This is a genomic window from Coriobacteriaceae bacterium (assembly GCA_025993015.1).
In the GTDB taxonomy this organism is placed as follows: Bacteria; Actinomycetota; Coriobacteriia; order Coriobacteriales; family Coriobacteriaceae; genus Collinsella.
The window spans coordinates 948147-973224 of the sequence record DAJPFV010000001.1 but is presented as its reverse complement, the minus strand read 5'-3'; the positions used below and the strand labels follow the sequence as shown (position 1 = coordinate 973224).

The 25078-nt window shown below is 61.2% G+C and carries 20 protein-coding genes; 13 read left to right on the top strand and 7 right to left on the bottom strand.

Annotated features, from left to right (window positions below):
• Window position 1 precedes the first annotated feature (1 nt).
• From OIL77_04165 to OIL77_04135, 7 genes are all read left to right on the top strand, one after another.
• Complete coding sequence (locus tag OIL77_04165) at window positions 2–838, top strand: transketolase (protein ID HJI44613.1); 837 nt, start codon at window positions 2–4, stop codon at window positions 836–838.
• A complete protein-coding gene (locus OIL77_04160; protein ID HJI44612.1) occupies window positions 831–1772 on the top strand; it encodes a transketolase family protein in 942 nt (313 codons plus the stop codon). The genes OIL77_04165 and OIL77_04160 overlap by 8 nt, the downstream gene beginning before the upstream one ends.
• 56 nt (window positions 1773–1828) lie before the next feature.
• Window positions 1829–3316, top strand: a complete 1488-nt coding sequence (glpK, locus tag OIL77_04155; GenBank protein ID HJI44611.1) for a glycerol kinase GlpK — start codon at window positions 1829–1831, stop codon at window positions 3314–3316.
• A gap of 141 nt (window positions 3317–3457) precedes the next feature.
• A complete protein-coding gene (locus OIL77_04150) occupies window positions 3458–3766 on the top strand; it encodes a hypothetical protein (protein HJI44610.1) in 309 nt (102 codons plus the stop codon).
• A 5-nt stretch (window positions 3767–3771) separates the two neighbouring features.
• Window positions 3772–4731, top strand: coding sequence for an ROK family protein (locus OIL77_04145; GenBank protein ID HJI44609.1), 960 nt, complete (start codon window positions 3772–3774; stop codon window positions 4729–4731).
• A gap of 271 nt (window positions 4732–5002) precedes the next feature.
• A complete protein-coding gene (locus OIL77_04140) occupies window positions 5003–5491 on the top strand; it encodes an S-ribosylhomocysteine lyase (GenBank protein HJI44608.1) in 489 nt (162 codons plus the stop codon).
• A 135-nt stretch (window positions 5492–5626) separates the two neighbouring features.
• Window positions 5627–6271, top strand: coding sequence for a DUF4867 family protein (locus tag OIL77_04135; protein ID HJI44607.1), 645 nt, complete (start codon window positions 5627–5629; stop codon window positions 6269–6271).
• Between the two features lie 195 nt (window positions 6272–6466).
• Here the strand turns inward: OIL77_04135 and OIL77_04130 are convergent, their stop codons facing one another.
• Entirely contained in the window at window positions 6467–7573 is a 1107-nt protein-coding gene (locus OIL77_04130) for an ATP-binding protein (protein ID HJI44606.1), read from the bottom strand.
• A 456-nt stretch (window positions 7574–8029) separates the two neighbouring features.
• Here OIL77_04130 and OIL77_04125 point away from each other — a divergent pair, with 456 nt between their 5' ends.
• The 4 genes from OIL77_04125 to OIL77_04110 all read left to right on the top strand — a co-directional run bounded on the left by OIL77_04125 (window position 8030) and on the right by OIL77_04110 (window position 13598).
• Window positions 8030–9460 (top strand): 6-phospho-beta-glucosidase, encoded by a 1431-nt coding sequence (locus OIL77_04125; GenBank protein ID HJI44605.1) that lies wholly within the window; start codon window positions 8030–8032, stop codon window positions 9458–9460.
• A 141-nt stretch (window positions 9461–9601) separates the two neighbouring features.
• Window positions 9602–11485, top strand: coding sequence for a hypothetical protein (locus OIL77_04120; GenBank protein HJI44604.1), 1884 nt, complete (start codon window positions 9602–9604; stop codon window positions 11483–11485).
• A 2-nt stretch (window positions 11486–11487) separates the two neighbouring features.
• Window positions 11488–12981 (top strand): hypothetical protein, encoded by a 1494-nt coding sequence (locus OIL77_04115; GenBank protein ID HJI44603.1) that lies wholly within the window; start codon window positions 11488–11490, stop codon window positions 12979–12981.
• Window positions 12978–13598, top strand: coding sequence for a response regulator transcription factor (locus OIL77_04110; GenBank protein ID HJI44602.1), 621 nt, complete (start codon window positions 12978–12980; stop codon window positions 13596–13598). Before OIL77_04115 ends, OIL77_04110 begins: the two co-directional genes overlap by 4 nt.
• 109 nt (window positions 13599–13707) lie before the next feature.
• Here OIL77_04110 and OIL77_04105 read toward each other — a convergent pair whose 3' ends face one another.
• The 6 genes from OIL77_04105 to OIL77_04080 form a co-directional block, all read right to left on the bottom strand.
• Window positions 13708–14550 (bottom strand): hypothetical protein, encoded by an 843-nt coding sequence (locus tag OIL77_04105; protein HJI44601.1) that lies wholly within the window; start codon window positions 14548–14550, stop codon window positions 13708–13710.
• Between the two features lie 80 nt (window positions 14551–14630).
• Window positions 14631–15866: an SPFH domain-containing protein gene (locus OIL77_04100; protein ID HJI44600.1), complete on the bottom strand. Its 1236-nt coding sequence runs from the start codon at window positions 15864–15866 to the stop codon at window positions 14631–14633.
• Window positions 15867–15914: 48 nt separating this feature from the next.
• Complete coding sequence (locus tag OIL77_04095; GenBank protein ID HJI44599.1) at window positions 15915–17237, bottom strand: hypothetical protein; 1323 nt, start codon at window positions 17235–17237, stop codon at window positions 15915–15917.
• A 24-nt stretch (window positions 17238–17261) separates the two neighbouring features.
• A complete protein-coding gene (locus OIL77_04090) occupies window positions 17262–17999 on the bottom strand; it encodes a DUF4428 domain-containing protein (GenBank protein ID HJI44598.1) in 738 nt (245 codons plus the stop codon).
• Between the two features lie 326 nt (window positions 18000–18325).
• Window positions 18326–19837 (bottom strand): DUF1593 domain-containing protein, encoded by a 1512-nt coding sequence (locus OIL77_04085; protein ID HJI44597.1) that lies wholly within the window; start codon window positions 19835–19837, stop codon window positions 18326–18328.
• Window positions 19838–20101: 264 nt separating this feature from the next.
• Window positions 20102–21439, bottom strand: coding sequence for a prolyl oligopeptidase family serine peptidase (locus tag OIL77_04080; protein HJI44596.1), 1338 nt, complete (start codon window positions 21437–21439; stop codon window positions 20102–20104).
• A gap of 491 nt (window positions 21440–21930) precedes the next feature.
• Here OIL77_04080 and OIL77_04075 point away from each other — a divergent pair, with 491 nt between their 5' ends.
• Both OIL77_04075 and OIL77_04070 read left to right on the top strand, forming a co-directional pair.
• Window positions 21931–23358, top strand: a complete 1428-nt coding sequence (locus tag OIL77_04075) for a PTS transporter subunit EIIC (protein HJI44595.1) — start codon at window positions 21931–21933, stop codon at window positions 23356–23358.
• 211 nt (window positions 23359–23569) lie between these two features.
• Window positions 23570–24883 (top strand): DUF4038 domain-containing protein, encoded by a 1314-nt coding sequence (locus OIL77_04070; protein ID HJI44594.1) that lies wholly within the window; start codon window positions 23570–23572, stop codon window positions 24881–24883.
• Window positions 24884–25078 lie beyond the last annotated feature (195 nt).

The window sequence follows — 25078 nt, the reverse complement described above, 5'->3', positions numbered from 1 at the left end:
AATGGCAACTATCGAAGAGCTTGAGTCCCTGCGCTGGGACCTTCGCCGTGATTGCGTCGATATCATCATGGCTGGCGCCGGCGGCCACATCGGCGGCGACATGTCGGTGATCGACGCCCTCATGACCCTCTACGCCAACCACCTCAACATTTCGCCCGAGACCGTCGACGATCCCAATCGCGACCGCTTCGTGCTCTCCAAGGGCCACGCCATGGAGGCTTACTACGCGGTGCTTTGCCACGAGGGCTATCTTGACCTCGACGACGTCAAGGCCCGCTTCTCCAAGTTCGGCAGCCCCTACATCGGCCACCCCAACAACAAGCTCAAGGGCATCGAGATGAACTCGGGCTCGCTGGGTCACGGCCTGCCCGTGGCCGTGGGCATGGCGCTCGCCGGCAAGATGGACGGCCGCGACTATCGCGTCTACACCATCATGGGCGACGGCGAGCTTGCCGAGGGCTCGGTCTGGGAGGGCGCCATGAGCGGCGGCAACTACCAGCTCGATAACCTGTGCGCGCTCGTGGACCGCAACCGCCTGCAGATCAGCGGCAGCACCGAGGACGTTATGAAGCAGGACTCGCAGGAGGAGCGCTGGGCAGCCTTCGGATGGAACGTGCTCTCCATTCCGGGCAACGACGTCCGGGCCATCGACGCCGCGCTGACGCTTGCGGCCGAGACCTGCGGCAAGCCCACGGTCATCATCCTCAACACGGTGAAGGGCTATGGCTCGCCTGTTATGGAGGACAAGGCCGCCTGGCATCATCACCTGCCCAATGATGAGGAATATGCCCAGATCATCGCCGATTTCGCTGCCCATAAGGAGGCCATCAATGGCTAACAAGATTGCCAATCGCAAGGTTATCTGCGACACGCTGCTCGAGGCCGCGAAGACCGATAAGGATATCGTCGTCCTGTGCTCCGACTCCCGCGGCTCCGCATCGCTCACGCCGTTCTTTGATCAGTATCCCCAGCAGTCCGTCGAGGTCGGCATTGCCGAGCAGGACCTGGTGAGCATCGCCGCCGGCATGGCTTCGTGCGGCAAGAAGGCCTGGGCCGCCTCGCCGGCGTCCTTTGTGACCACGCGCTCGTATGAGCAGTGCAAGGTCGACGTCTCGTACTCCAACACCAACGTCAAGCTCATCGGCATTTCGGGCGGCGTGTCCTACGGCGCCTTGGGCATGAGCCATCACTCCGCGCAGGATATCGCCGCCATGAGCGCGATTCCCAACATGCGCGTGTATCTGCCGAGCGACCGCTTCCAGACCGCCGAGCTCGTGCGGGCCCTGGTCGCCGATAACAAACCGGCCTACATCCGCGTGGGCCGCAACCCGGTCGAGGACGTGTACACCGAGGACGAGTGCCCGTTCCAGATGGATCGCGCCACCTGGGTACGCCGCGGCACCGATGTGACGCTCGTCGCTACCGGCGAGATGGTCCGCCATGCCGTGGACGCTGCCGACCTGCTGGCCGAGCAGGGCATCTCGGCAACGGTACTCGACATGTACTGCGTCAAGCCGCTCGACGCCGAGGCCGTGATTGAGGCCGCCGGTGCCACGCGCGCCGTCGTGACCGTCGAGGAGCACAGCCCCTTCGGCGGTCTGGGCTCTATGGTCGCGCAGGTGGTGGGTGAGCATTGCCCGCGCCCGGTCAAGTGCCTCTCCCTGCCCGACGCGCCGGTCATCACCGGCACGAGCCCCGAGGTCTTTGCACACTACGGCCTGACGGGTGTCGGAATCGCCAAGACCGTTGCCGAATTCCTGCCCGCAGAGTAATTGGAATGTGACAAAGGGACCGTCCCTTTGTCACATTCGTTTTGAAAGGGGTGGCCATGGGCCGCTACATCATCGGAATCGATCAATCCACGCAGGGCACCAAGGCGCTGCTGGTAGACGAGGGCGGCCATTTGATTCATCGTGCCGACCGTTCGCATCGCCAGATTGTCAACGAGGCCGGCTGGGTGAGCCATGATCCGGCCGAGATTGCCACCAATGTGCTGGCCGTGGCACGTGCCGTGGTGGAGGAGACCGGGGTCGATCCGGCCGACGTCGCCGGTATCGGCATCTCCAACCAGCGCGAGACCACCGTTGCCTGGAACCGCACGACGGGCGAGCCGCTGTGCGACGCCGTGGTGTGGCAGTGCGCCCGCGCCCGCGAGCTGTGCGACAAGCTGGCCGCGCGCGAGGGTGCGGCCGAGCTGGTGCGTGACACGACGGGCCTGGTGCTCTCGCCCTACTACCCGGCGGGCAAGATGGCTTGGATCCTCGCGAACGTTCCCGCTGCTGCCGAGGCCGCGGCGGCTGGCGAACTGTGCCTGGGCACCATCGATGCCTGGGTGGTCTGGACGCTCACGGGCGGCGCAGAGTTCCGCTGCGACTGGTCCAACGCCAGCCGCACGCAGCTCTTTGACCTGCGCCGTGGCTGCTGGAGCGAGCCAGTGTGCGAGGCCTTTGGCGTTGACGTGGCCTGCCTGCCGCAGGTGACCGATTCCGATGGACTGTTCGGCACGACGGATCTGGGCGGCTTTTTGCCGGCGCCCGTGCCCATTCACGGCGTGCTGGGCGACAGCCACGCGGCCTTGTTTGCGCAGGGTTGCCACAGCCGCGGCATGGCCAAAGCGACCTATGGCACCGGTAGCTCGGTCATGATGAACGTCGGCAACGAGTTTGTCGCCAGCTCGCACGGGCTTTCGAGCTCGCTTGCGTGGCGTATGGATGGCGTGACCGAGTATGTACTCGAGGGCAACGTGAGCTACGCCGGCGCCGTCAAGACCTGGCTGCGCGACGACCTGGAGCTCATCAACAACCCCGAGGAGGTCACCGACCTGTGCTACGCCGCCAACCCGGCGAGCCATGTTTACTTTGTGCCGGCGTTTACCGGCCTGGGTGCGCCGCACTGGGCAAGTGATGCCGAGGGATGCGTTTTTGGTATGACACGCACCACGGGCCGCGCGGAGTTCGTAAAGGCTGCCGACGAGTCGATCGCCTATCAGATTTTTGACGTCATTGATGCGATGGTCGAGGATTCGGGCGCGGCGCTTGCCGAGCTTCGTGTTGACGGCGGCCCCACGCGCGACGCGTACCTGATGCAGTTTGAGAGCGATTTGGTCGGCTCGCCCATCCGCATTGCGAGCAACGACGAGATGAGCGGTCTGGGCGCGGCTTGGGCCTGCGGTATCGCGCTGGGCATGTATACGCGCGATGTCGTCGACGTCTACGGCGCCCGTGGCATCGTGGAGCCGTCGATGCCCGCTGACGAGCGAGCCAAAAAGATCGCCGGCTGGCGCCATGCCGTCGAGGCGACGATTGCGTACGAGTGACGCCTTGGGGCGATGTTACGGAGCGCTATTCGTGCCGATAGGTGAAGATGCGAACGAGAGAGTGATGTGATGCGGTAGAGTCCAACGCGTCGAATGATGGTCTACGTATGTGGGATTCTATTCCTGAGCTGCGGCGTTGTAATGAATGCACGCACAGCGCTCGGCGTGACGCCGATCGTCTCCGCGCGGCTCGTTCCCGTTGCGCCCGACGGCATGGTGCAGACGCTCTCCCAGGTGTTTCACTGTGAATTTGGTAAGGCGAAGTATTTCTTTGACGGGAGCTGTGTGGGCATCTCACTGGTCTACGGGCTTGTGCGTACGGGTGCTGCGGTGGGCATCGGTATCGGCACCGTAGCCGCCGCGCTCCTGGCGGGCGGTATCTGCACGTTTTGGGGTCGTCTGCTCAACTGCAGGCTCATGGCCTTTATGGAAGAGCCTGCGAGCATGTAGACGCATTGAGCGAGAGGGGAGCGGCCATGAGGCAGCTGTTTGGAATTGATATCGGCGGAACGAGCGTCAAATGGGCGATTGTGAATGAGAACTACGAGTTTGGTGACCGTGGTTCGATTCCGACGGCGTTCGTCTCGGCCGATCAGCTGGTCGACGCGCTCGCGGCACTCGTAGGGCCGTATCGCGGACAGGTTGTAGGCGTGGGCATCTCGGCCCCAGGTGGCATCTTCGGTTACGAGGTCGATCCAGACGGGACGATCCATCGCGGTGGTGCGCTGCCGTACATGGACGGGTTTCCGCTTGGCCGAGCGCTGCGCGAACGGCTGGGGCTGCCCGTGACCGTTGTCAACGACGGCAAAAGCTGTGCGCTTGGCGAGTACGCTGCCGGCGCGTTGCGCGGCGTGGACGTGGGTTGCGTGGCGGTAATCGGTACGGGCATCGGCGGAGGCATCGTGGTTGACGGCCGGGTGCTGACAGGTGCGGGCGGCTTCGCGGGCGAGTTCAGCTTCCTGTCCAACAACGTAAGCGAACCGCTTGATCATCGTGATACGTTCGCGACTTCGAGCGGATGGCACGGCCTGCAGAATCTCGTGGCAGTCGAACTTGGCATTTCGGATGAAGCTGAACTGGAGGCCCTCGATGGCCGACGGATCTTCGAGCTACTGGAGCACGGGAGCGCGTCCGAAGTCGCCGCCGTGCAGCGCGGATTGGATGCCTATGCTGAGCTGTTTGATCGTGTGCTTGTGAATCTGCAGTGCGTCATCGACCCGGCAGTCTTCGCGATTGGTGGTGGCATCAGCTGCCATCCCGCGCTGTTCGAGGCGCTCGACCGTAAGATGGATGACGTCATGGCGCACTACACTGGTTTTCTGAAAGATATGCCTCGTCCGCACGTGGTCCCGGCGCAGCTGGGTAACGACGCCAATATCTACGGTGCCGTCGCAACTTGTTTGCAGGTGCTGTAAGTGCAGGCCATCTATTGGTCTGGTGGCGATTACAGTCGCTGCCGGGTTTTTGGCTGTTGAGCTGCTCGCACGCTCTGCATTGCGGACGACGCAGCATCAATAGGTGAGGGGTCAGAAAACTAGATGCTGAACGGTCGATATTATCGGCTGCGCGGCGCCCCGTCCCAAAGTAGTCATTTGGGACGGGGCTTTTTTGACTGCTATCATGGGTGGGATTGTTGCGACCAGCTAAAAGAGCCCTGTCCCAAATTGACTACCGAGAGGATCTGCCATGGAGCGCATCGCGAGTTTTTCCGTTGACCATCTGCTGCTTGAGCCCGGCGTGTATGTGAGCCGCGTCGACCGCGATCCGGCGACCGGTGCCGCCGTCACCACCTTTGACCTGCGCTTGACCACGCCCAACAAAGAACCGGTTATGAACACGGCCGAGTGCCACACCATCGAGCATCTGGGCGCGACGTTCCTTCGCAACCATGCCGAGTGGTCGAGCCGTATTGTCTACTTTGGCCCTATGGGCTGCCGCACGGGCTTTTACCTGGTTGTGTTTGGCGAGGTGACGAGTGAGGAGATCCTGCCGCTCGTGCGCGAGCTGTTCGAGTTCGTTGCCGGGTTTGAGGGCGAAGTTCCCGGCGCCGCGCCCGAGGAATGCGGCAACTACCTGGACCAGAACCTCCCCATGGCAAATTGGCTCGCGCGCCGCTACCTCGACCGCGATCTGATCGATATCGACGAGGCTCACCTGCACTATCAGCAGGCGTAAGGCTGCTCGCGGGAATATCGTTCGTACCAGAAGCGCCCCCGCTCGTGTGGGGGCGCTTTTTCATACCGAGTGCTCAAAACAGGAAGAAATTGTTCTAGAATGTTCATACTGTCACACAAACGAACAGGAGCGAACATGCAAATCTACTCTGTTACCGACCCCGAATTCAAGCCCTATGGCCGCGTGTGGGACGACGTTCCGTCCAGCCTGACCGCCCCGCTCGTCGAGGTGCTCTCCGCAACGCCCGTCCCCGAGGGCAGCAAGTACGTGGCCTCCGCGCCCGAGCTGGAGCAGGTCGAGGGCGCCGACACGCTCGGCCTGCTCATGTATGGCGGCCGTCCGTTCCAGCTGGGCTGGTGCAACGGCCACAACACGAAGCTCAACTGCTTGGAGTATCACCGCGCGAGCGAGTTCAACCTGGGTGCTCGCGACTTTATCCTGTTGCTGGCCAAGCGCGAGCAGATTGTCGACGGCAAGCTCGACACCGCGCAGGTCAAGGCGTTCCGCGCGCCCGCCGGCACGCTCGTTGAGGTCTACGCCACCACGCTGCACTACACGCCGTGCATGGTCGACGGCGGCGGCTTCCAGGTGATGGTTGCGCTGCCCGCCGGCACCAACGGTCCGCGCCCCGAGGCTGCGGCCGACATGCCCGCGGCCGGTGATAGCTACTGCTACTGGAAGGCCGACAAGTGGGTTCTCTGCCACGCAGATAGTCCCAAGGCTGCCGAGGGCGGCTACGTAGGTCTCGTCGGCAAGAACCTCGACATCACCGTGGACTAGGGTCTTCCGTCTCAATCTGTAACAGTTGGCGCGCTAAATCGTCTCTATCTGTTACAGATCAAGACGAACCACGGGGGCCGCCCGAACAATCTCAATCTGTAACGCCAAGCCCGGTTTTGACGGCCTAACTGTTACAGATCGAGACAAGCGGGCCCAACCCACCACAAAGGTGCCTGTCCCCTTTGCGGTGGTTGCCTAGAGCTGGCTGCGCAGGTAATCGGCCATATAGGGGACGGCGAAGCGCACGTAGCCGCGGCGCGCCTGCTCGATAACGCCGGCGTCGATGAGGCGCCGGCGATACTTTTGCGCATAGTCGGGTGTGACTGACATGCGCTTCGCAACATCAGAAATGCGAGACACAGCGTCTTCGTCATCAGTCATTGCGGAGAGAAACGCGACGTCTTGGTCTGACAGCGCGGCGAGCGTCGTTTCGCACACATCGTTTTCGAAATCGACTTTCGACGCCTCGATGGCTCCGTCGATTAACCCTTGCGTCGCACGTTCGCCTGTCCTGCAGCGATTGGCGATGTTATAGCCGATGAGTTGCAGCATATAGGGCGAGCCTTGGGTTGCGCGAGCGGCACGGAGGCGAAGATCGCTTGGAATATCAAGGCCGAGCTCATCGAAAGCCCGCTGGTAATAGGTATCGACATCTCCGACCGAAAGTGGCTCGAGCGTGACCTTTCGAGCGCGGTTGAGAAATGTCAGCACACGGTCATTGAGTGTTGCGCAGACGGCTCCCGGAAGGCCCGCCATGACGAGCGCGACGTTGAGTCGTTCGCCGACCAGCTCTTGATAGGCGGTGACGAGCTGTCTGATCTCGGGTGAATTTGCTTGGAGCTCGTCGATGAGGATGAGGATGCCGTGCCCCTGCTCGGTCAGTTTGCGCGCGAGCTGCGTGAGCTTGAACTGAAAGCTCTTGGTCTCCTGCACGTCTCGTGTGAACTCGAGGCCTGCCGAGAGCCCGAAAACACTTAGGCTGCCGCTCGCGAGTTTGGGAAGGCGGCGTTTGTTGACGTAAGGTTTGCCTGCTTCTTGGATTTTCTCGACAATGCGCTCGAGCATATCCTCGGAGGCTACGGTAGGCGTGGCGACAACAAAGCCGAGCTTGCGTGCGCGGTCGGCAAGTTCCCACAGAAGAACTGTCTTGCCGCTGCCTCGCTGTCCAAGCATGAGCATGGCTCGGTCGCGATTGCCCGGTTCCTGCTCAAGGCCGGATATGAATGTCGAAATTACAGTTTCGCGCCCGACGAGATAGGATGGGCGATTTCCAAATGAGGGGGAGAAGATGGTTTCAGTCATAAGTCTCCTTTCCTTTCTTTCCTATTTTTTCCTTTCTTTCCTATTCAGTCAAATTGTCTGCCAATCGAGGGCGGCTACGTGGGCCTCGTCGGCAAGAACCTCGACATCACCGTGGATTAGGGTCCTTCGTCTCGGTCTGTAACAGTTGGCGCGCTAAATCGTCTCTATCTGTTACAGATCAAGACGAACCGCGGGGGCCGCCCGGACAATCTCAATCTGTAACGCCAAGCCCGGTTTTGACGGCCTAACTGTTACAGATTGAGACAAACGGGCCCAATCCGCCACAAAGGTGCTTGTGGTGGTCGGGGCAGGCGGGTATCAAAAAGTATCAGACGGGGGCGGCTGGCGGGTGCCCGCGTGCGAAAAGAAGTGTCGACCTGCGCCGTTGCCGTTGAGCGACGCGCTGTTTGCAGGGATACTGAAATCACGACAAACAGCGTGTGAAAGGATCGATGTATGGCTTTCCGTAATGACTTCCTGTGGGGCGGCGCGACGGCTGCCAACCAGTGCGAGGGCGCCTACAACGTGGACGGCCGCGGCCTGGCCAACGTGGACGTGGCCCCGCACGGCTCCGAGCGCTTCGCGGTGGTCTCCGGCCAGCGCAAGATGCTCGACTTCGAGGACGGCTACTACTATCCCGCGCAGACCGGCATCGATTTTTACCATCACTACAAGGAGGACATCGCCCTCTTTGCCGAGATGGGCTTTAAGACCTTCCGCATGAGCCTGGCATGGACCCGTATCTTCCCCAACGGTGATGAGACCGAGCCCAACGAGGCCGGCCTGGCCTTCTACGAGGACGTGTTCCGCGAGTGCCAGAAGCACGGCATCGAGCCCCTCGTGACCATCACGCACTTCGACTGCCCGATTCACCTCATCAAGGAATACGGCGGCTGGCGCAACCGCAAGCTCATTGACTTCTACAAGAACCTCGCGACCACGATCTTCACCCGCTACAAGGGCCTGGTGAAGTATTGGCTCACCTTTAACGAGATCAACATGATCCTGCACCTGCCGTTTATGGGTGCCGGCCTGGTTTTTGAGGAGGGCGAGAACAGGGAGGCCGTCGAGTATCTGGCCGCCCACAACGAGCTCGTCGCCAGCGCTTGGGCCACCAAGATCGCCCACGAGATCGACCCCGAGGTCAAGATCGGCTGCATGCTCGCTGCCGGCACCTACTACCCCTACAGCTGTCGCCCGGGCGATGTGCGCCAGGCCCAGCTCGACAACCAGGACAACTACTTCTTCGTCGACGTCCAGAGCCGTGGCTATTACCCGGCCTATGCCGTCAAGAAGCTCGAGCGCCTGGGCATCGATGTGGGCATGACCGACGAGGACCGCGAGATCCTGGCCGACAACACCGTCGACTTCATCAGCTTTAGCTACTACAGCACCCGCTGCTCCGCGGGCGCTGACAATCCCGACGTCGAGAAGACCCAGGGCAACGCCTTCGCCGGTGCCAAGAACCCCTACCTGCAGCAGAGCCAGTGGGGCTGGGCCATCGATCCGCTAGGCTTCCGCATTACTCTCAACGACCTGTACGACCGCTATCAGAAGCCTCTGTTTGTGGTCGAGAACGGTCTGGGCGCCAAGGATGTTGTCGAGGAGGACGGCTCCATCAACGACGACTACCGTATCGATTACCTGCGCCAGCACATCGCCGCGATGCGCGACGCGGTGACCGAGGACGGCGTCGACCTGCTGGGTTACACCACCTGGGGTCCGATCGACCTGGTCTCGGCCGGCACGGGCGAGATGTCCAAGCGCTACGGCTTCATCTACGTGGACCGCGACGACGCCGGCAACGGTACCCTCAAGCGCTCCAAGAAGAAGAGCTTCGACTGGTACAAGCGCGTCATTGCTTCGAATGGCGAGGACCTGTCCTAAGGGCACCGAGCCCCCAACCTCATAGTCTCCTAACCAAAGCGCCCGGCGAGTAGTTTGTGCTTGCCGGGCGCTTTGCCGTCCGCGGATTTTGGGACATGCGGCCCGTTTTTTGAGCCCGCCTGTCGGTACACTAAAAGCACTATGGGTACCCGCGAGCGACATATCGGCCATGCGGCCGCCCGATCCGCGCCGGTGGCGGATCCCAGGGGCGGCAGGCTCTTCGCCATGCCGCGATTCCTCGTTGGCATAACGCACCTGGTGTACCGTCGCCGCGCCTTCGTCATTGCCGGCGTCATAACCGCACTGTTTCTTCTGCTTTTGGCGGTCTTGCCGGCGTCATTCGCTTCCGATCCCAAGCTCTCCAACACCGTGCCCATCTATAACGAGGTGTCCAAAGAAGTCGTGGACGGGCTTATCCATTCGAGCTCGATTCCGCTGCTCCTCGCTGCCGTCGCGTTCTCAATCTGGGGTGTGCTGGTCTATCTGCGCTGTCTGGATTACGTCTTGCGCCGGCGCCTCGTTGCCGTTGCCACCATCAGCGCCTCGTGGATGATCGAGGTCATCCTCAAGTACAAGTCGTTCACGCCGTTCTATGCCACCGTGCTGTGGTACCTGTACTACGTGCCCATGACGCTCATTCCGCTCCTCTACCAGCTGTGCGGCCTGCGCCTTGCAGGGTTGGAGCAACATCGTGCGGGTCGCCGCTACCGCACAGCCCTGTGGATCGCGGCCATCCTGCTCATTGGGTTTGTGCTTACCAACGATTTTCACCAACAGGTCTTTCATTTCGATCGCTCGAGTGAAACCTGGAGTAACGATTACACGTACGGCTGGGGCTATTTTGCCGTTCTGATATGGACGGCCTTTAACTTTGTCGCCTTTTTCATTTTGGTGGGTCGGTCATCGTCCTTCCGTATCCAACGTTTTTCGGGCACGGCGGCACTCGTGCTGCTGGGCGGCGCGTTCTTTGCCATTTCGTACGCCCTGCGCGCGCCTTGGGCATGGAAGCTCAACTTTTCGCTCGTCTATTGCGTGCTGTGCGTGGTGACGCTCGAGATTTGCCTCGATTGCGGCGTCATTCCGTCGTACCACGGCATTGCCAACATTTTCGACACCCTGCCGCTCGATCTTAAAGTTATAACGCGCGACCTGCAGGAAGTCTATGCCACGCCGGTATCAAAGCCGATTCCGGCGGGTGTGCGCGAAGAGCTGCGCGCTCAGGAGCACGGGCATGCCCACGCCTTTACCGTGGCGTCCGATCCCGATGTGATGTACCGCGCCTTCCCACTGCTAGGCGGATCGGCATTGCTCGCCCAAGACGTATCGGAGCTCAACGAGCTCAATCGCGAGCTGGCGTACCGGCGCATGGAATTGCAGCGCCAAAACGAGCTACTTACGGCCGACTACGATCTTAAGACGCATCTTGCCGACCAGGAGGCCGAGGCCTTGCTGGTCAAAGATGTCGACCAGGCGCTTGCCCGCGCGCTCGATGAGATGTATGGGCTGCTGGGCTCGCTGCCGCCGTTAACCGATGAGGCATCCTCGCATGAGCGCTATCGCATGCTGCAATGTGCCAAGATGCTCGTCGCCTATTGCAAACGCAAGGGCTCGCTCACGTTGGCGCGGCATGGGGAAAGCGGATTTGACCGCGATCGCATCCAACTCATTGCCAACGAGCTGGCAAGTGACTTGCGCACCATCGATGTCGACTGCGCTTCGATCATCGCCATACAGCGTCCGATGCATGCCAGTACGGTAAGCGCGCTGTACGACTGCGTGTATGACTTTGCGTTTTTCGCCTACACCACCGATCATCCGGCACTCATGTACCATCTGAGCGAACACGATTCGTGCAGCGTGGAGCTGCGTGCCACACTCTTTTCCAACGACGAGGAAGACTTGTCGCAGACGCCCGCCGCGCACGAGCTCGAGGTTGCACTGCAGGGGCGTAACGTGGCGTATCGTCTTGAGGGCGAGGCCGGTCGGCTGCGTATGATCGTGCTGATGCCGCGGGCGGGTGAGTGATGATGCAGATGCCGCTTATCCTTCCCCAGATCGTTGCGCTCGATGTGCTCTTTGCCTTGGTGGCATGCCTGCAGACCATCCATGTTCCGCTCATCGCATCGCGTCGTTCGTCTTACAACCGCAAAGTGATTTGCGTCTATGAGTCGAGCCTTGTGCTGCACTTGATTATCTCGGCCGTCATCTTGTTCGCGTCGAGCGGGTCGTATCTGGTGGCGCCGCTCTATGTCGTCGCCGAGGCGGCGGGCGCGCTGCTATGGCTCAACGCCGCGATTGCCGCCTATGGCGTAGTCCTTATGGTGCATTATCGTCGTCCCGTCATGATGGTTGAGCTGCTGCTTGTTGCCGCCGCGACGCCGCCGGTTGTTTACGTCATGGGTTCGGCGTGGCCCGCAGTCCTTATCGCGGAGGGCGCGTTCTTCCTGTTCCGCTCCGTCGCGGCGCTTTTGATGGACGTGCGCAACCGCCAGGAGGACATCACGGCGTTTTCGACGATCGAGACTATTAACGTGATCCCCGTCGGCATTCTGTATCTGGATTCGAAGGGCCGCCCGCTGCTCATGAACCGCTGCATGCGCAGGAACCTTGTGGAGCTTCACATGCCCACCGACCTGCACGACATGAGCGATACGTGGGGCGGTCTTCGAAAACTCAGTGCGCAGATGCCCGAGAGCAGCAAAAACCGCGTTCGAATCGACCTGGACCGCTTTGGGGAGGCACGTGCGGTGGTCGAGGTTTCCCCCTCCGAGATTCGTCTGTTCGCGTGCGATGAGGTTATGGTTTCGGGCCGCCCCTTTGAGCGCATTATCGGCTTGGACGTGACGGAGTACGCACATGCCCACGACCGTCTGGCGCAGGCCAACCACCTGCTCGAGCTTGCGGGCCAAGAGCTCCAGGCCCAGATCGAAGAAGTCAAAAAGGTTGCCGACAATGCGGCCTACCTGCGTATGCGCGCCCGCGTACACGACGTGATCGGGCAGCGCCTGTCCATTCTCCATCGATACTTGGAGGAGGGGCGTCTGGATGACGAGTCGCTCGAGCAGATTGACCCGCTGCTGCGCTCGATTGCCGCCGACCTGCGTAGCGGTGGCGACAGCGAGCCGGCGGAGCAGCTCGGCGATATCGTTCATGCCTTTGGCCTGGTGAGCGTGCAGATCGATGTGGATGGATCGCTTCCGGACGATGCACACGTCGCTGCCGCCTTTTTGCAGATTATCCGCGAGGCGTCGACCAATGCCACCAAGCATGCGCAGGCTCACCAAGTCCAAGTGCGCCTGTGGCAGGAGGGGTCGGATGGCGGTGCCATTGCCCACATGACGGTATCAAACGACGGCGCGCCTGCTCCCGTATCGTATCGCGAGGGAACGGGTATTCCTGGTATGAGGCATGTCGCGCAAAATCTGGGCGGCAGCCTGGAGGTCCATGCCGCCCCGCCCTTTACGCTTGCGGTGTCCATTCCGCTGAACTCCAACGCAACGGTCCAAAGGAGAAGCTCATGATTCGTATCCTTATCGTCGAAGACCAGGCCATCCTGCGCGAGAGCCTCGCGCGCTCCGTTGGGGACCAGCCCGACATGACCGTTGTTGCCGCCATCGCCGATGCCTCAGATGCCTTGGACGTCGCGCTCAAGGAGCATCCGGACATGATTTTGATGGACGTGTGCACCGAGCACGATTCCAACGGCATCGTGGCGGCGGCGCGCATCAAAGAGCAGCTGCCCGAGTGCCGCGTCATTATCATGACGGGCATGCCCGAGATTACGTTTGTGGATCAGGCGCGCGAGGCAGGCGTCGACAGCTTTGTGTACAAGAACGTCGGCATCGATGAGCTCTTTGCCGTGATGCGCTCCACGCTGGCGGGCTATTGCACGTTTCCCAAGCCGCCCGAAAGCATCTTTTCGGGCACGGCGGCGCTCGACGACGTTGAGTTGTCGATTTTGCGCCTTGCCTGCGAAGGCAAGAGCCGTCGCGAGATCGCGGCCGAGTTGTTTATGAGCGAGGGCACCATCAAGCGCCGCATCTCGGAGATTCTCAACAAGACCGGCTACGACAACATCATGCGCCTGGCCGTGCACGCGGTAACGGAGGGCAGCATTGTTCCCAACATGGAGCGCTAACGCTCGGTACGCATCGGCATAAAAGCGACGGGGCCGCAGGATTAACTCCTGCGGCCCCGTCTGGTGTGCGCGGATGTGTCCGCCAATCCGCGGCTGATGTTACATGCCGTTACGCGATGGTTGCGCTGTAGGAGGCGACGTCCTCGTAGGAATCGGTCAGGTAGGCGTCGATGCCAATGGTCGTGTTGACCAGGTCGTCGAGGCTATCGAGCTCGCCGCTCGAGAACGTGAATTCCTCGGTGGCGTTGGTGCCGGGCATCAGGTGAGCCGAGAACCAGGGTTCCTTCATGGTGCCGTTGACGTTGGTCTTACCGCTGGGAGCGTAGAAGGTCAGGTCCTTGTCGCTCTTGTTGGTGATGTTGACGACAAAGCCGATGTCGCCCCAGTCGTCCTTGAACTTCTCGGTGACGGTGATGGTGCACAGATCGTCATCGGCGACGGTGACGGCGGGGGAGATTTCGGCGCGCTGGACGTCGTCGTCTTCGACGGCCTCATCGATCTCCTCTTCCTTTTCGGCAGCCTCGCGATCCTTCTTCACCGTGCCGGACAGATCCTTGTCGGACTTGGTAAAGACGAGGTTGCCGTCATCCTCTTCGAGGATGAGTTTGCCGTCCTTGAGCTTCATGTCGTGCGACTCATCTTCGGCGGTGATCGTCACGGTGGTGGCGTCCTTTGCCTCCCATTTAAGGTCGACAACCTCAAGGAACAGGTCGAGGGCGCCTGTGCCGTCCTCATCGAGAATCAGGACGCAGTGGACACCCCAATCCTCGAGCATCTTCATGTACTCATCGGTCAGCTCTTCGCCCTCCAGGGTTCCACCCGAGAGTTCCCAGCTGCCGACGAAGTTGGCCTTGGGGTCTTTGCCGCCGCCGCTGCAGCCCGTCAGGGCAAAGGCGAGCGCCAGGACGCATGTCAGAAATGCGAGTACGGACTTTTTGAACGTTGTCTTCATGGTGTCCTCCTTTATCGAACGAAACCCATAGAAGCAAATGCGGGGGTGGCGGACCCCCCGCCAATTACCAGATAGAGGGGTTAGGGCCTGGGCGTTCCGCAGTTGCTGCAGAACTTGCCGCCGTTTTCGCTGCCGCAGTTGGGGCAGAACCACTTGGCCGGTGCCGGGGCGGGTGCGGGGCTGCCGCATTCCGAGCAGAACTTGCCAGTGTTGGTGGCGCCGCAGCTGCAGGTCCATGCGCCGGCCGCAGGCGCGGCGGCGGGAGCCGGGGCGGGCGCCGGAGCCGGCTGCGGGGCGGCCTGCTGCTGTGCCTGACCGGTGGCGAACAGCTGGCTGGCATTCATGCCGCCCATGCCGCCTGCCATGCCCATGCCCATAAAGCCGGCCATCGCACCGTTGGGGTTGGCGGCTGCCGCGCGCATCGCGTCGCTCTGGGCGCTGGCGATGTTGGCGGCCGCCATGGTGGGATCGCGCATGACTGCGGCCTTCTGCAGGTCCTTGATCATCTGCTCGTCTTCTTGCGAAGCGGCGATGGAGTTGACGCCAAAGCTCACGATCTCGACGCCGCGCAGGTCGCGCCAGTCGGCCGAGAGGACCTCGTTGAGCGCGCGGGCGAGCTCGGTGGTGTGACCGGGGATGGCGCTGTAGCGAATGCCCATCTCCGAGATCTTGGCAAAGGCGGGCTGCAGAGCGGTGAGCAGCTCGGACTTAAGCTGGCTGTCGATCTTATCGCGCGTGTAGCTATCGGTCACGTTGCCGCACACGTTGGTGTAGAACAGCAGCGGGTTGGTGATACGGTACGAATACTCGCCGTTGCAGCGCACGGAGATGTCGACGTCCAGACCAATGTTGTTGTCGACCACGCGGAAGGGCACGGGCGAGGCGGTGCCGTACTTGTTGCCGATGATTTCCTTGGTGTTGATGAAGTAGACGCGCTGGTCCTTACCCGCGTCGCCGCCAAAGGTAAAGCGGCTGCCGATATTGGCAAAGGTTTCCTTGATGGAGTCGCCCAGGTTGCCGCTGAAGACGCTCGGCTCGCTGCCGGTGTCAAAGACGAACTCGCCAGGCTCCAGCGCGACCTCGATGATCTTGCCATTTTGCACCACGAGCATGCCCTGGCCGTCGTTGACGGCGATGACCGAGCCGTTGGAGATAACGTTGTCCTCGCCGCGCGTGTTGGAGCTGCGACCGCCGGTGCGCTTGCTGCCCTTGCAGGCTAAGACGTCAGCGGGCATCGATTCGCAATAGATAAATTCTTTCCACTGGTCGGCCATGACGCCGCCGGCAGCTCCCAATCCAGCTCTCAAGAGTCCCATGGTGATCTTCCTTTCTCGTCAAAGGCCGGGTGGTATTGGTCAGAATGGCTAATCGTCCTTGTTGTCCTTCATGACAACGGTGGTCTCGGTGTGGCTGAAGGCGTCGTGCTTCTCGGTCAGGTCGAGCTCGCCACAGTAGCAGTCGGCGTGGGTGGCCTCGTTGGCCGTCTTGAGCTGGCCCACCAGCAGCACGTCTACGATGACCACGATGATCAACGGCGCGACGATGTTGATGAGGATGCCCTCGACATCAAAGGTGAGGTAGTCCGGATCGAAGGCATTCCCACCCATAAAGAGAATCTGGGAGAGGACAAACCCGATCACAAAGAACAGCACCGAGGCGATGGCGAGCTTGGGCTTGGAGCAGGGGAGCTCGCCGACCATGCGACCGGTCTGGCCGTTCATGGCAAACAGATAACTCTTGCCGTTCCACGAGGTGGAAAGCATCCACACGGGGAACAGGGCGTAGTCGCTGTCTTCCCAGGTGTAGTCGAGCTGCTTGCTTTCGACCGTGGCGTCGTCGTATTCGTCGACGACGGTCTCGCGCAGGGCCGAGATCGTGCTCTCCTCCATGCGGCGCTCGGCGCGCGCCTTGCAGGTCTCGCAGTCCTCGTCGTAGCGGTTGGCGATGTAGCCGGGCATATAGGCGACCGAGAACGGGCGCAGCGCGTCGTAGTCAAACGGCTCGATGGCGTCCATGTGGCCGTCGGGCATCTTGGAGGATCCGTCGACGGGCACGCGCTTAAACGAGATGTTTCCCTTGCGGTAGGCGTCGTAGTGGTCGGTGGTCGTGACGGTGCGGTCGGATTCCTCAGTCACGGTCTCGTTGGTCGCATCAAAGTGCACTTCGCCGTCCACGTGGGCACCGTAGAGCCAAAACGGCACGTAGACACCTTGGACTTCGTCGATATGGTTGCCGGTGACAAAGCTCTTGGGCAGCAGGATCTTGCCCTTGTAGTGTTCCTTGAGCGCGGCCATGACATCGTCGCGCCCGAGCTTAAACGGGATCACCAGATCGGGTGAGAAGTCGCCTGAGAGCTGGCCAGGTGCCACGGCGGGGTTACCGCAGTACGGGCAGGTGGTGACGGCGACGGTGCCGTCCGAGATCAGCTCGGCGCCGCATGACGAGCAGATATAGCCGGCGTTTTGGGCCAGTTCCTGCACCGCATCGTCGGATGCGGGCTTGGATGTTGCGGCCGCCGCATCGGCTTTGGCATCTGCCTTGTCCTGGCGCTCGCGATAGAGAGCCTCGACCTCTTCGACTTCAAAGCGCGAGTCGCAGTAGTCACAGACGAGCTTTTGCTCGGCGCTGGCAAAATGCAGCGGGCCGCCACACGCGGGGCACTGATAGTTAACGCTTTCGAAGGCCATGATCGGTCCTTTCCGTGCCGAGGGCTATGCGCCGATGGCGCCGCCGCAGTATTCGCAGCGCCCACTGGCATCGGGAATGGTGGTGGCGCCGCAGAAGGGGCAGGTCACCGCGGTCTTGGGGGCCTTGGCGGCAACGACGCTATCGCGCGTCTCCTGACGCAGCTGCACCAGCGCGTCGCGGACTTCGGTTGCCTGACGCTTGGCCTCGCGGTACTCGATGGATCCGCGCTGATCGATGGTGGAGTCGTTCACGCGCAGGTTGATCTCGGTAAAGTACGGCGTGTTGACGTGGATGGTCAGATTAAAGTCGTAATCCAGGTCGTAGCGCGGCGGGTTGTAGCTCTCGCGCTCGCCGTCCTTGGTCTCGCGATAGATCTCGGTGCGATGCTCGTCGATATCCATATCGCAACCGAGCACCTGCGAGAACTCGATGATGTCGGGGTTGGCGTCGCGCCAGCGCGTCTGCGAGGTAATGATCAGCAGGCCCGCGTCCTCGTCGAGCATAATATTGGTGCGCCCGGCCGAGAGCGTGCGCGTGGGGTTGAACGATGCCAGGCGCTCGGCGTTAGCCTCGCGATAGGCGAGCTGCTCGCGAATGTCGTCCGCGGTGCTAGAGCGATAACCGCCAAAGAAGGGAGAGAGCTTGCCGACGCATTCTTTGCACAGGTAGCCTTCGTTGATCTTGGTCTTACCTAGAAGTCCCAGCTCGGTACCGCAAATCGCGCATTCTTTCTTCTCGAACATCTTGTCAAAGAAGCCCATGGCTGCCTCCCATCAACAGGTAGCGTGTGTCACTTTTGATGATGGGGGAGCAGGCAACCTTTCACGATACCCAGACGGCTCAAGAGGTCTCCACAACTGGGACACATGGCCCATTTTTCATCCCCAAATAACTTGCGGTGAAATAGTTCCTAAATGTGGGCCATAGAAGGCCAAACAGGAACTATTCCACCGCAACTTCTGGGTAGTCATCGGGGACGTTCTTAAACGACTAGTCGTTGGGGGCAGTCTTCGGCCACTCATTGGGGACGTACTTAAATGAGTGGCGGTTGGGGACACTCCGTGCCGAATGTGGGTGCCGCCGCTTGCTACGCGACGGTGATGGCGACCTGGGCGTAGCGGGTGCAGGGACGCTCGGCGCGCGTCTGCACGCCGAGGGTGAGCACGATGCGGTCACCGGGTTGTGCATCGGTGGGTACGGTGAACGTGGCGTTCGTCGCGCATTCCTGCCACAGCGACAGATCTTGAGCGCCTGCATAGCGCGACGGCTCCACGGCGACATCCCAGTGCGCGTCGAAGCCCCTACCATCGGGGTCGACGATGGTCGCTGCAAGAGCAACGCGCTCGCCGGCCGCGGCGCTCATGTCGCCCGTGACCTCGGCAACATACGCCGGATGCGAGCAATCCGCGGGCCCATGGGCGCACCACTGCGCACGAGCGGCGAAGTCTTCCTGATAGGCGCGCAGATGGGGATTAGGATTGCCATCGACGGGCGTGCCTATGGCTGCAAAGCCGGCAGGTGCGTCCGAGTCGGGATGCCCGTCGAGGAACATGCGGCCGAGCAACGTGTCAAAGTCGCGGTTATCGATGCCGCGCAGGCCAAACGGCAGCAGCGGGATATAGGTCATTGAGTCGCCTTCGGCCATAAAGTCGCCGCGCTCAAACTGCATCGCAGGCATGCCCTCCAGGCCCCAGTCCAAGCGCGCATGCTTGCCAAACTGAAAGCGCTCGGGCTCGTTTTCGTACACCTTGCCATCGCCATAGAGCATATAGCGCGCCATAAGGGGACCGTTGCCCTGCGTGAGATTCTGTTCGGGCCAGGGAGCCTGGAACAGCGGCAGTGTATCGGGCTGAGCCATCTTGGCATCGACATAGCCGCCATACATATAGGGCACACACCAAAAGATGAGATCGGGGAAGAGCTCATGCCCATGGTCGAGCCAGGAATTGTCCTGCCCCACGCCATCGGCAACGCCCATCACGCGCACCTTCTGATAGACACGCTGCTGCACAGAAGGCCATTCGGGCGTATCACGATAGCGCTCAGCAATGCTCATGAGCGCACGAACAATGGTATTCATGCCGCCCCAGCTGAGCAGCCAAAGCGTACGCGGGTCATCATCCAAGATTGCCTGAGCAATCACGCGCGAACCCTCAGTCTCCTCACGCACATCGCCCTCAAAGGCAACGTTGCCCACAAAGGTACGCTCAATCATCTGAGCCGGCGAAGGAAACGGCGGCTCACCGGCAGCGGCCGCATTAGCCTGCAGCTGAGGCCAAGCCTGGGCATATTCATTGCTCCAGAGGCTCTCGATCCAATGCTCAGGAAACGGTCGATACTCACGAAGCTCCCCAGCCGTGGGATCAGGTTCATGGGGCACAACATTCCACTCATAAGAGCGACGCCCTTTAGTCCGCCAATGCGGATTCACCTCGCCGAGCGTATGGACGCCATCCCCAAGAAAGTGATACTGCGAAGCCGTATACACCACAGCCTGCACATCAAGCAAGTTAAGATACAGAGCCAAATGAACGAGCGAGTTCATATCATCGACTTCCATATCAGTAGTAACAATCACCCGAGTTAAATCGCGAGTCATAAGAAAGCTCCAACCAAAATCATTTCAGCCAGTTACGCGCAAGGCAAGACGGGACCCACGTCCCCATCGCCGTCAACCCGGCGGCCCGCCGGAAGCGCTCACCCAGGGTCAACAGCAACGGAAACGCAGCGGGGCCGAGGGCTTACCTCTGAAAATATTCCGCAGGGGGCGGCCCGGTTGCACAGCGCGAAGCGCGTGGTGCAACCGGGCCGCATGCCCGAGGACATTTTCAGAGGTAAGCCCTCGGCCCCGTGATGGGATAGATTACCTGTCGACCCTGGCCGACCACTCCCAGCAGCCCACCGGCTCGCCGTCGATGAGTACGTTGCCCCCGTCGAAGTCTTGATAACACAGGTCGTTGAATTGGTGGATCCACACGCCATGGTTGAACGTCTTCTTGGGCGAGCCGTCGGCCTCGCGGTAGCGCCCGGTCAGGTCCTCGACATGGCTAAAGTAGGTGAGATGCACGTTGGCGCCGGCAGCGCGCAGGCGAGCCGTGAGCGGCAGCACGGTCTCCTGCGGTATCACGAGCTCATCGCCCTTGGAGTGCGTAAACCACAGCGGTGTCTTGGCAAGGGCAGCAACGTCCTCGTCCGTGGCGTTGTACCACGGCGCGCAGCAGGGAAGGCCCGCGGCGAAGAACTCGGGGTAGTCGGCGCACAGGCGCAGCGTCATAAAGCCGCCGTTGGAAAGGCCAGCGACCACGATGCGGTCGGTGTCGATGCGGTCGGCATGCTCGGCGACAAACTCGTCGATGAGCGCCTTAATGACGGGGGAGTAGATGCTCTGGTTGGAGTGGCCGAGCTGCTCAGTGCCGTTGTCCATCCAAAACGTGGGCGACTGCGGCACGAGAACCCAGGCAAAGCCGCCAAAGTAGCGTTGGATCTGCGCCTGGCTGATGGCCGTCACGCGGTTGCCGATATAAGCGCGCGTGGCGCCCTCGCCTTGCGTAGCGCCCTTGCCCTCGCCAGCGCCGTGCAGGTACACCACGAGCGGGGCCTTCTGGGGCACGACTGTCGTTTCGGGCGCGAAGGGGTTGAAGCAGGCGGAGTCCTCGGCCTTAAAGCTGGGCTCAAAGAAGCCGTACTCGAGCGCGATGCCGTTGACGGCGGTCTTTTGCGTGGCATTGCTCCAGCCCTTGAGCGCGGGACAGATGTCGCCGCGGCAGGTGTCAAAGACCAGGCCGCAGGTTGGATCGTCACCGTCATTGCCGGGAAGGGCCGCGAGCTGCGTGATGCGCAGCTGGTCGTCGAGCAAGCGCGAGCCCATCACGCTGCCCTCGATCTTCTTGGTCAGGCGCTGCTCGGCGATCTCGAGCGCCACATGGGTGCCAAAGGCGAGCTTGCGTCCGCACTCATCGCACGGATAGGCGGCGAGGACGTCGACATAGCCTACGGAAGGTGCGGCGTGGTCGGCGCCGCGCTCTTTGCGCATCAGGATCTCGCCCGTGCGTTCATGGCGCTCTACATATATATGGAAGGTGCGCGCATCGATATCGTTGGCGCGAACGGTGCACGGCAGGTCGAGCACGACTTTGCTGATCCAGGGGCCAAAGTCTCCCAGCGTGGTGACGGTTGCGTAGGTGCACGATTTGAGTTCCATGAGGCGGCCTCCTTTGCGCCGCGAGCGGTAAACATCTGCGGCAATACAATCTAAACATGTTTAGTTTAACACAGAGCTTCAGAACAGGCAGATGAACTCGGTAAACGGTCGAATTGAACACCCAATGAACTACTAAACGTATGTTTACTATCGTCTATCAGGGCTTTTGTTAAGACATCAACAAGGCTATGAGGTGCTAGTTAAAGGAAAAACCCACGTAAACAGCCATATAGCTAAACGTTGGCAAAGAGACGGTCCTCATCCATTTAGATACGTTCACCCCCGATTTCCTACCGTTCACCGGACTATAGACGGCAAAATTGCCACAAATTAGGCGTTCCGTGTAAACTAAAGCCCATAAACGTTCAGTAAACACCTTGTTTACGACAGCGTGTCCAAGGGTTCGGCAACCGTAAGGGGTTATAGTCGCCGAGCCAAAGGCGTGCCCGCATCTAGGTAATCGGGCACACGAAGATATGGGGAGGGGTCCCATGGCAGTAGATAACAAGCAGATTGCCACCGATGTCCTCGAGCTCGTGGGTGGTGCGGAAAACGTCACCATCGCCACCAACTGCATGACGCGTCTGCGTCTGACGCTCAAGGACAACAACAAGGCCGACGTGGAGAAGATCAAGAAGGTCAAGGGTGTTCTGGGTTGCCAGTTCGCCGGCAGCCAGCTCCAGGTCATCATCGGCCAGAACGTGCCCAAGGTGCTCGCCGAGTTCGTCGCCATGTCCGGCGTCAAGCAGGGTGCCGCGGTCGACGAGAACCTCGATGCTCCCAAGGAGAAGTTCGAGCTCAAGAACCTGCCGAACATCATCCTCGACTATCTGTCGGGCTCCATGACCCAGCTGATCCCGCTGCTCATGGCCGGCGGTCTGTTCCGCACCATCGCTGCGGTCCTCGGTCCCACCATGCTCGGCGTTCTCTCTGACACCGATCCGACCTACACGTTCCTCTACACCACCCTGTACGAGGCCACGTTCACCTTTATCCCCATCTACCTGGGCTATGCCGCCGCTAAGAAGCTCGGCGCCTCCCCGGTTCTGGGCATGCTCCTCGGCGGCGCCCTCATGGCCCCGTCCGTCGTGAGTGTCGCGACCCAGGATGGCGGCGGAATCATCTCCGTCTACGGCATTCAGATCGCCGCTGCCAACTATCAGCAGTCCGTCCTGCCGATCATCCTTTCGGTGCCTGTCCTCTACTTCGTCGAGAAGTTCTTTAAGAAGGTCATGCCCGACGTGCTCTCCACGGTCTTCACGCCGTTCTGCACCATGATCGTCACCATCCCCATTGCCTTTATCGTCCTCGCCCCGCTCGGCAACGAGATCGGTAGCCTCATCGCTAACGCCCTCTTCGGTCTCGCTGACATGGGTGGCGTCGGTATCCTGATCGTCATGGCCGTCCTCGGCGCCTTCTGGCAGCTCTTCGTGGTCTGCGGCATGCACATGCCCGTCATCCTGCTCGCTCAGGTTCAGATCATCGCTGCCGGCTACGATCCCTTCGTCTTCGTTTCCACCAACTGCGCTATGGCCGCTGTCTGGGGCTGCGCCTTCGGTGCCTTCCTCAAGATGAAGAACCCCGACGAGAAGGGTCTCGCCCTGGGCTACGTCATCTCCGCCATCGCCGGCGGCGTCACCGAGCCCGCGCTCTTCGGTATCCTCATGCGCTTCCGTCGCACCATGTTCGGTATGTTCATCGGCGGTGCCATCGGCGCCGTGTTCTCCGGCCTCATGGGTGTTACCTACTACCTCGCCGGTGGTGCCTCCAACTTCCTGGTCTTCACCAACTACCTGCAGGGTGGCCAGATGAACACCGTCTGGGCTATCGTCGGTATGGCAATCTCCTTTGTCATCGCCGCTGCCGTCGTCTTCGTCGCCGGCTTCTCCAAGGAGGAGCTCGCCGAGATGGAGGCCTAAGGCCAAGCCATTCGGTCGCATACGACCTTACCTACACGACAGGGCCCCGTCAGGCGCAAGCCCGGCGGGGCCCTTCTTGCAAGGTAGACTGGAGTGGGCAAGTGGTGTCCGCCCGCAGGGGTTTGTTAAACGGCGGGGGCTTTCGCATCAGGGGTTACCGCGAAAGCTTCTGCCGGTTCGCAATTCCTTTATCGAGCGAAAGGACATGCAGATGAGTTTGGGAAAACTGACCGTCAACGGTCGTCATGACGGTTTTTTGTGCGAGGGCAAGCCGTTCTTTTGGTTTGCCGACACGTGCTGGAGTGCGTTTACCAGCATCCCCGAGGCCGACTGGGACTACTATCTGGCCCGCCGCGCCGAGCAGGGCATGAACGTGTTGCAGATCAACACGCTGCCGCAGTGGGATCGCTGCTGCCCCGATCTGGGCATTTGGCCCTATGCCAGCGAGGATGGCGTGCGCTTTGATTGGTCTCAACCCAACCAGGCGTATTGGGATCGCGCCGCCGCCATGTGCCGCGCTGCCGTCGAGCACGGCATTCGTCCGGCGCTCGTGCTCATGTGGTGCAACTACGTGCCCGGTACCTGGGGCGCTAAGATCGCCGAGCGTTGCGGTGCCGAGGTTATGCCGCGCGAGGAGGTCCGTGCCCACGTTGCCCGCGTCGTCGAGAACCTGGGCGAGTTCGATCCCGTCTATGTGGTGACGGGCGACACGGACTTTGCCGGTGACGAGGCGATTGCCTATTACGAGGATGCGCTCGACGAGGTTGCGAAGCGCGCGCCCGAGGCCCTGCGTACCATGCACATCAATCGCGGTAACCGCACGATTCCCGCGCAGTATTTGGACCGCCTGGACTTCTATATGTTCCAGCCCGGCCACAACTACGAAGGCCAGCCCGAGGCCTGGCACCTGCCGCAGGACTTTATCGCCAGCTATCCCAAAAAGCCGATGGTCAACTCCGAGCCCTGCTACGAGCAGATGGGTGCGTCGCGCAACGTGTACTGGCGTTTTACCGCGCAGGACTGTCGCGCGAGCGTGTGGTCTTCGATCCTTGCCGGCGCCAGCGCGGGCGTGACCTACGGCGCCCACGGCGTTTGGAACTGGCAGACATCGCGCAGCCAGGGTTCGGTGCTGGGCGAGGGCTTTGACATGCCGTTCCGCTGGCAGGAGTGTCTGCAGTTTGCGGGCGTGTGGGATTTTGCCGCCATCGAGCACGTGCTTGCCGGCCTGGGTGCCACGGCTAGCGACGACGCTCTCGCCGTTATCCCGGCACAGGAGCTGCTCGATGACGCGCGCGAGTCCATCCGTGTGGCGCGTATTGGCGAGCGTGTCGTCACCTATCTGCCGCGCACCACGGCACTTACGTTTAAGCTCGATAGTGCGCGCGGCTGGTCGGCGACGGCCCTCGACATGGAGGCCAAGCGTATCGCCAAGCTGCCCGTTCGCGACAATGGCGACGGCACCGTGCGCGTGGCTCAGCATTCCTTTGAGCACGACGCCCTGGTGATCCTGACGCCCGAGCACTAACGCCCGAGCTCCAACACTTCCGATCCCTCCATCCCCTTCTCCATCGCACGCAACCCAGTCCCTCAATAAGTTGCGGTGAAATAGTTCCTAAAAAGCACCCCCAGCCGGACAAACAGGAACTATTCCACCGCAACTGAGCGTGCGATCGGAGAAGGGCTCCTTTAGTTGCGGTGAAATACGGTCTAAATCCAGCCT

Excerpts from the sequence above, each read along its gene's own strand:
- OIL77_04165 (HJI44613.1), top strand. The coding sequence starts at position 2 with ATGGCAACTATCGAAGAGCTTGAGTCCCTGCGCTGGGACCTTCGCCGT.
- OIL77_04160 (HJI44612.1), top strand. The coding sequence starts at position 831 with ATGGCTAACAAGATTGCCAATCGCAAGGTTATCTGCGACACGCTGCTC.
- glpK (HJI44611.1), top strand. The coding sequence starts at position 1,829 with ATGGGCCGCTACATCATCGGAATCGATCAATCCACGCAGGGCACCAAG.
- OIL77_04150 (HJI44610.1), top strand. The coding sequence starts at position 3,458 with ATGAATGCACGCACAGCGCTCGGCGTGACGCCGATCGTCTCCGCGCGG.
- OIL77_04140 (HJI44608.1), top strand. The coding sequence starts at position 5,003 with ATGGAGCGCATCGCGAGTTTTTCCGTTGACCATCTGCTGCTTGAGCCC.
- OIL77_04135 (HJI44607.1), top strand. The coding sequence starts at position 5,627 with ATGCAAATCTACTCTGTTACCGACCCCGAATTCAAGCCCTATGGCCGC.
- OIL77_04130 (HJI44606.1), bottom strand. The coding sequence starts at position 7,573 with ATGACTGAAACCATCTTCTCCCCCTCATTTGGAAATCGCCCATCCTAT.
- OIL77_04125 (HJI44605.1), top strand. The coding sequence starts at position 8,030 with ATGGCTTTCCGTAATGACTTCCTGTGGGGCGGCGCGACGGCTGCCAAC.
- OIL77_04120 (HJI44604.1), top strand. The coding sequence starts at position 9,602 with ATGGGTACCCGCGAGCGACATATCGGCCATGCGGCCGCCCGATCCGCG.
- OIL77_04115 (HJI44603.1), top strand. The coding sequence starts at position 11,488 with ATGCAGATGCCGCTTATCCTTCCCCAGATCGTTGCGCTCGATGTGCTC.
- OIL77_04110 (HJI44602.1), top strand. The coding sequence starts at position 12,978 with ATGATTCGTATCCTTATCGTCGAAGACCAGGCCATCCTGCGCGAGAGC.
- OIL77_04105 (HJI44601.1), bottom strand. The coding sequence starts at position 14,550 with ATGAAGACAACGTTCAAAAAGTCCGTACTCGCATTTCTGACATGCGTC.
- OIL77_04100 (HJI44600.1), bottom strand. The coding sequence starts at position 15,866 with ATGGGACTCTTGAGAGCTGGATTGGGAGCTGCCGGCGGCGTCATGGCC.
- OIL77_04095 (HJI44599.1), bottom strand. The coding sequence starts at position 17,237 with ATGGCCTTCGAAAGCGTTAACTATCAGTGCCCCGCGTGTGGCGGCCCG.
- OIL77_04090 (HJI44598.1), bottom strand. The coding sequence starts at position 17,999 with ATGGGCTTCTTTGACAAGATGTTCGAGAAGAAAGAATGCGCGATTTGC.
- OIL77_04085 (HJI44597.1), bottom strand. The coding sequence starts at position 19,837 with ATGACTCGCGATTTAACTCGGGTGATTGTTACTACTGATATGGAAGTC.
- OIL77_04080 (HJI44596.1), bottom strand. The coding sequence starts at position 21,439 with ATGGAACTCAAATCGTGCACCTACGCAACCGTCACCACGCTGGGAGAC.
- OIL77_04075 (HJI44595.1), top strand. The coding sequence starts at position 21,931 with ATGGCAGTAGATAACAAGCAGATTGCCACCGATGTCCTCGAGCTCGTG.
- OIL77_04070 (HJI44594.1), top strand. The coding sequence starts at position 23,570 with ATGAGTTTGGGAAAACTGACCGTCAACGGTCGTCATGACGGTTTTTTG.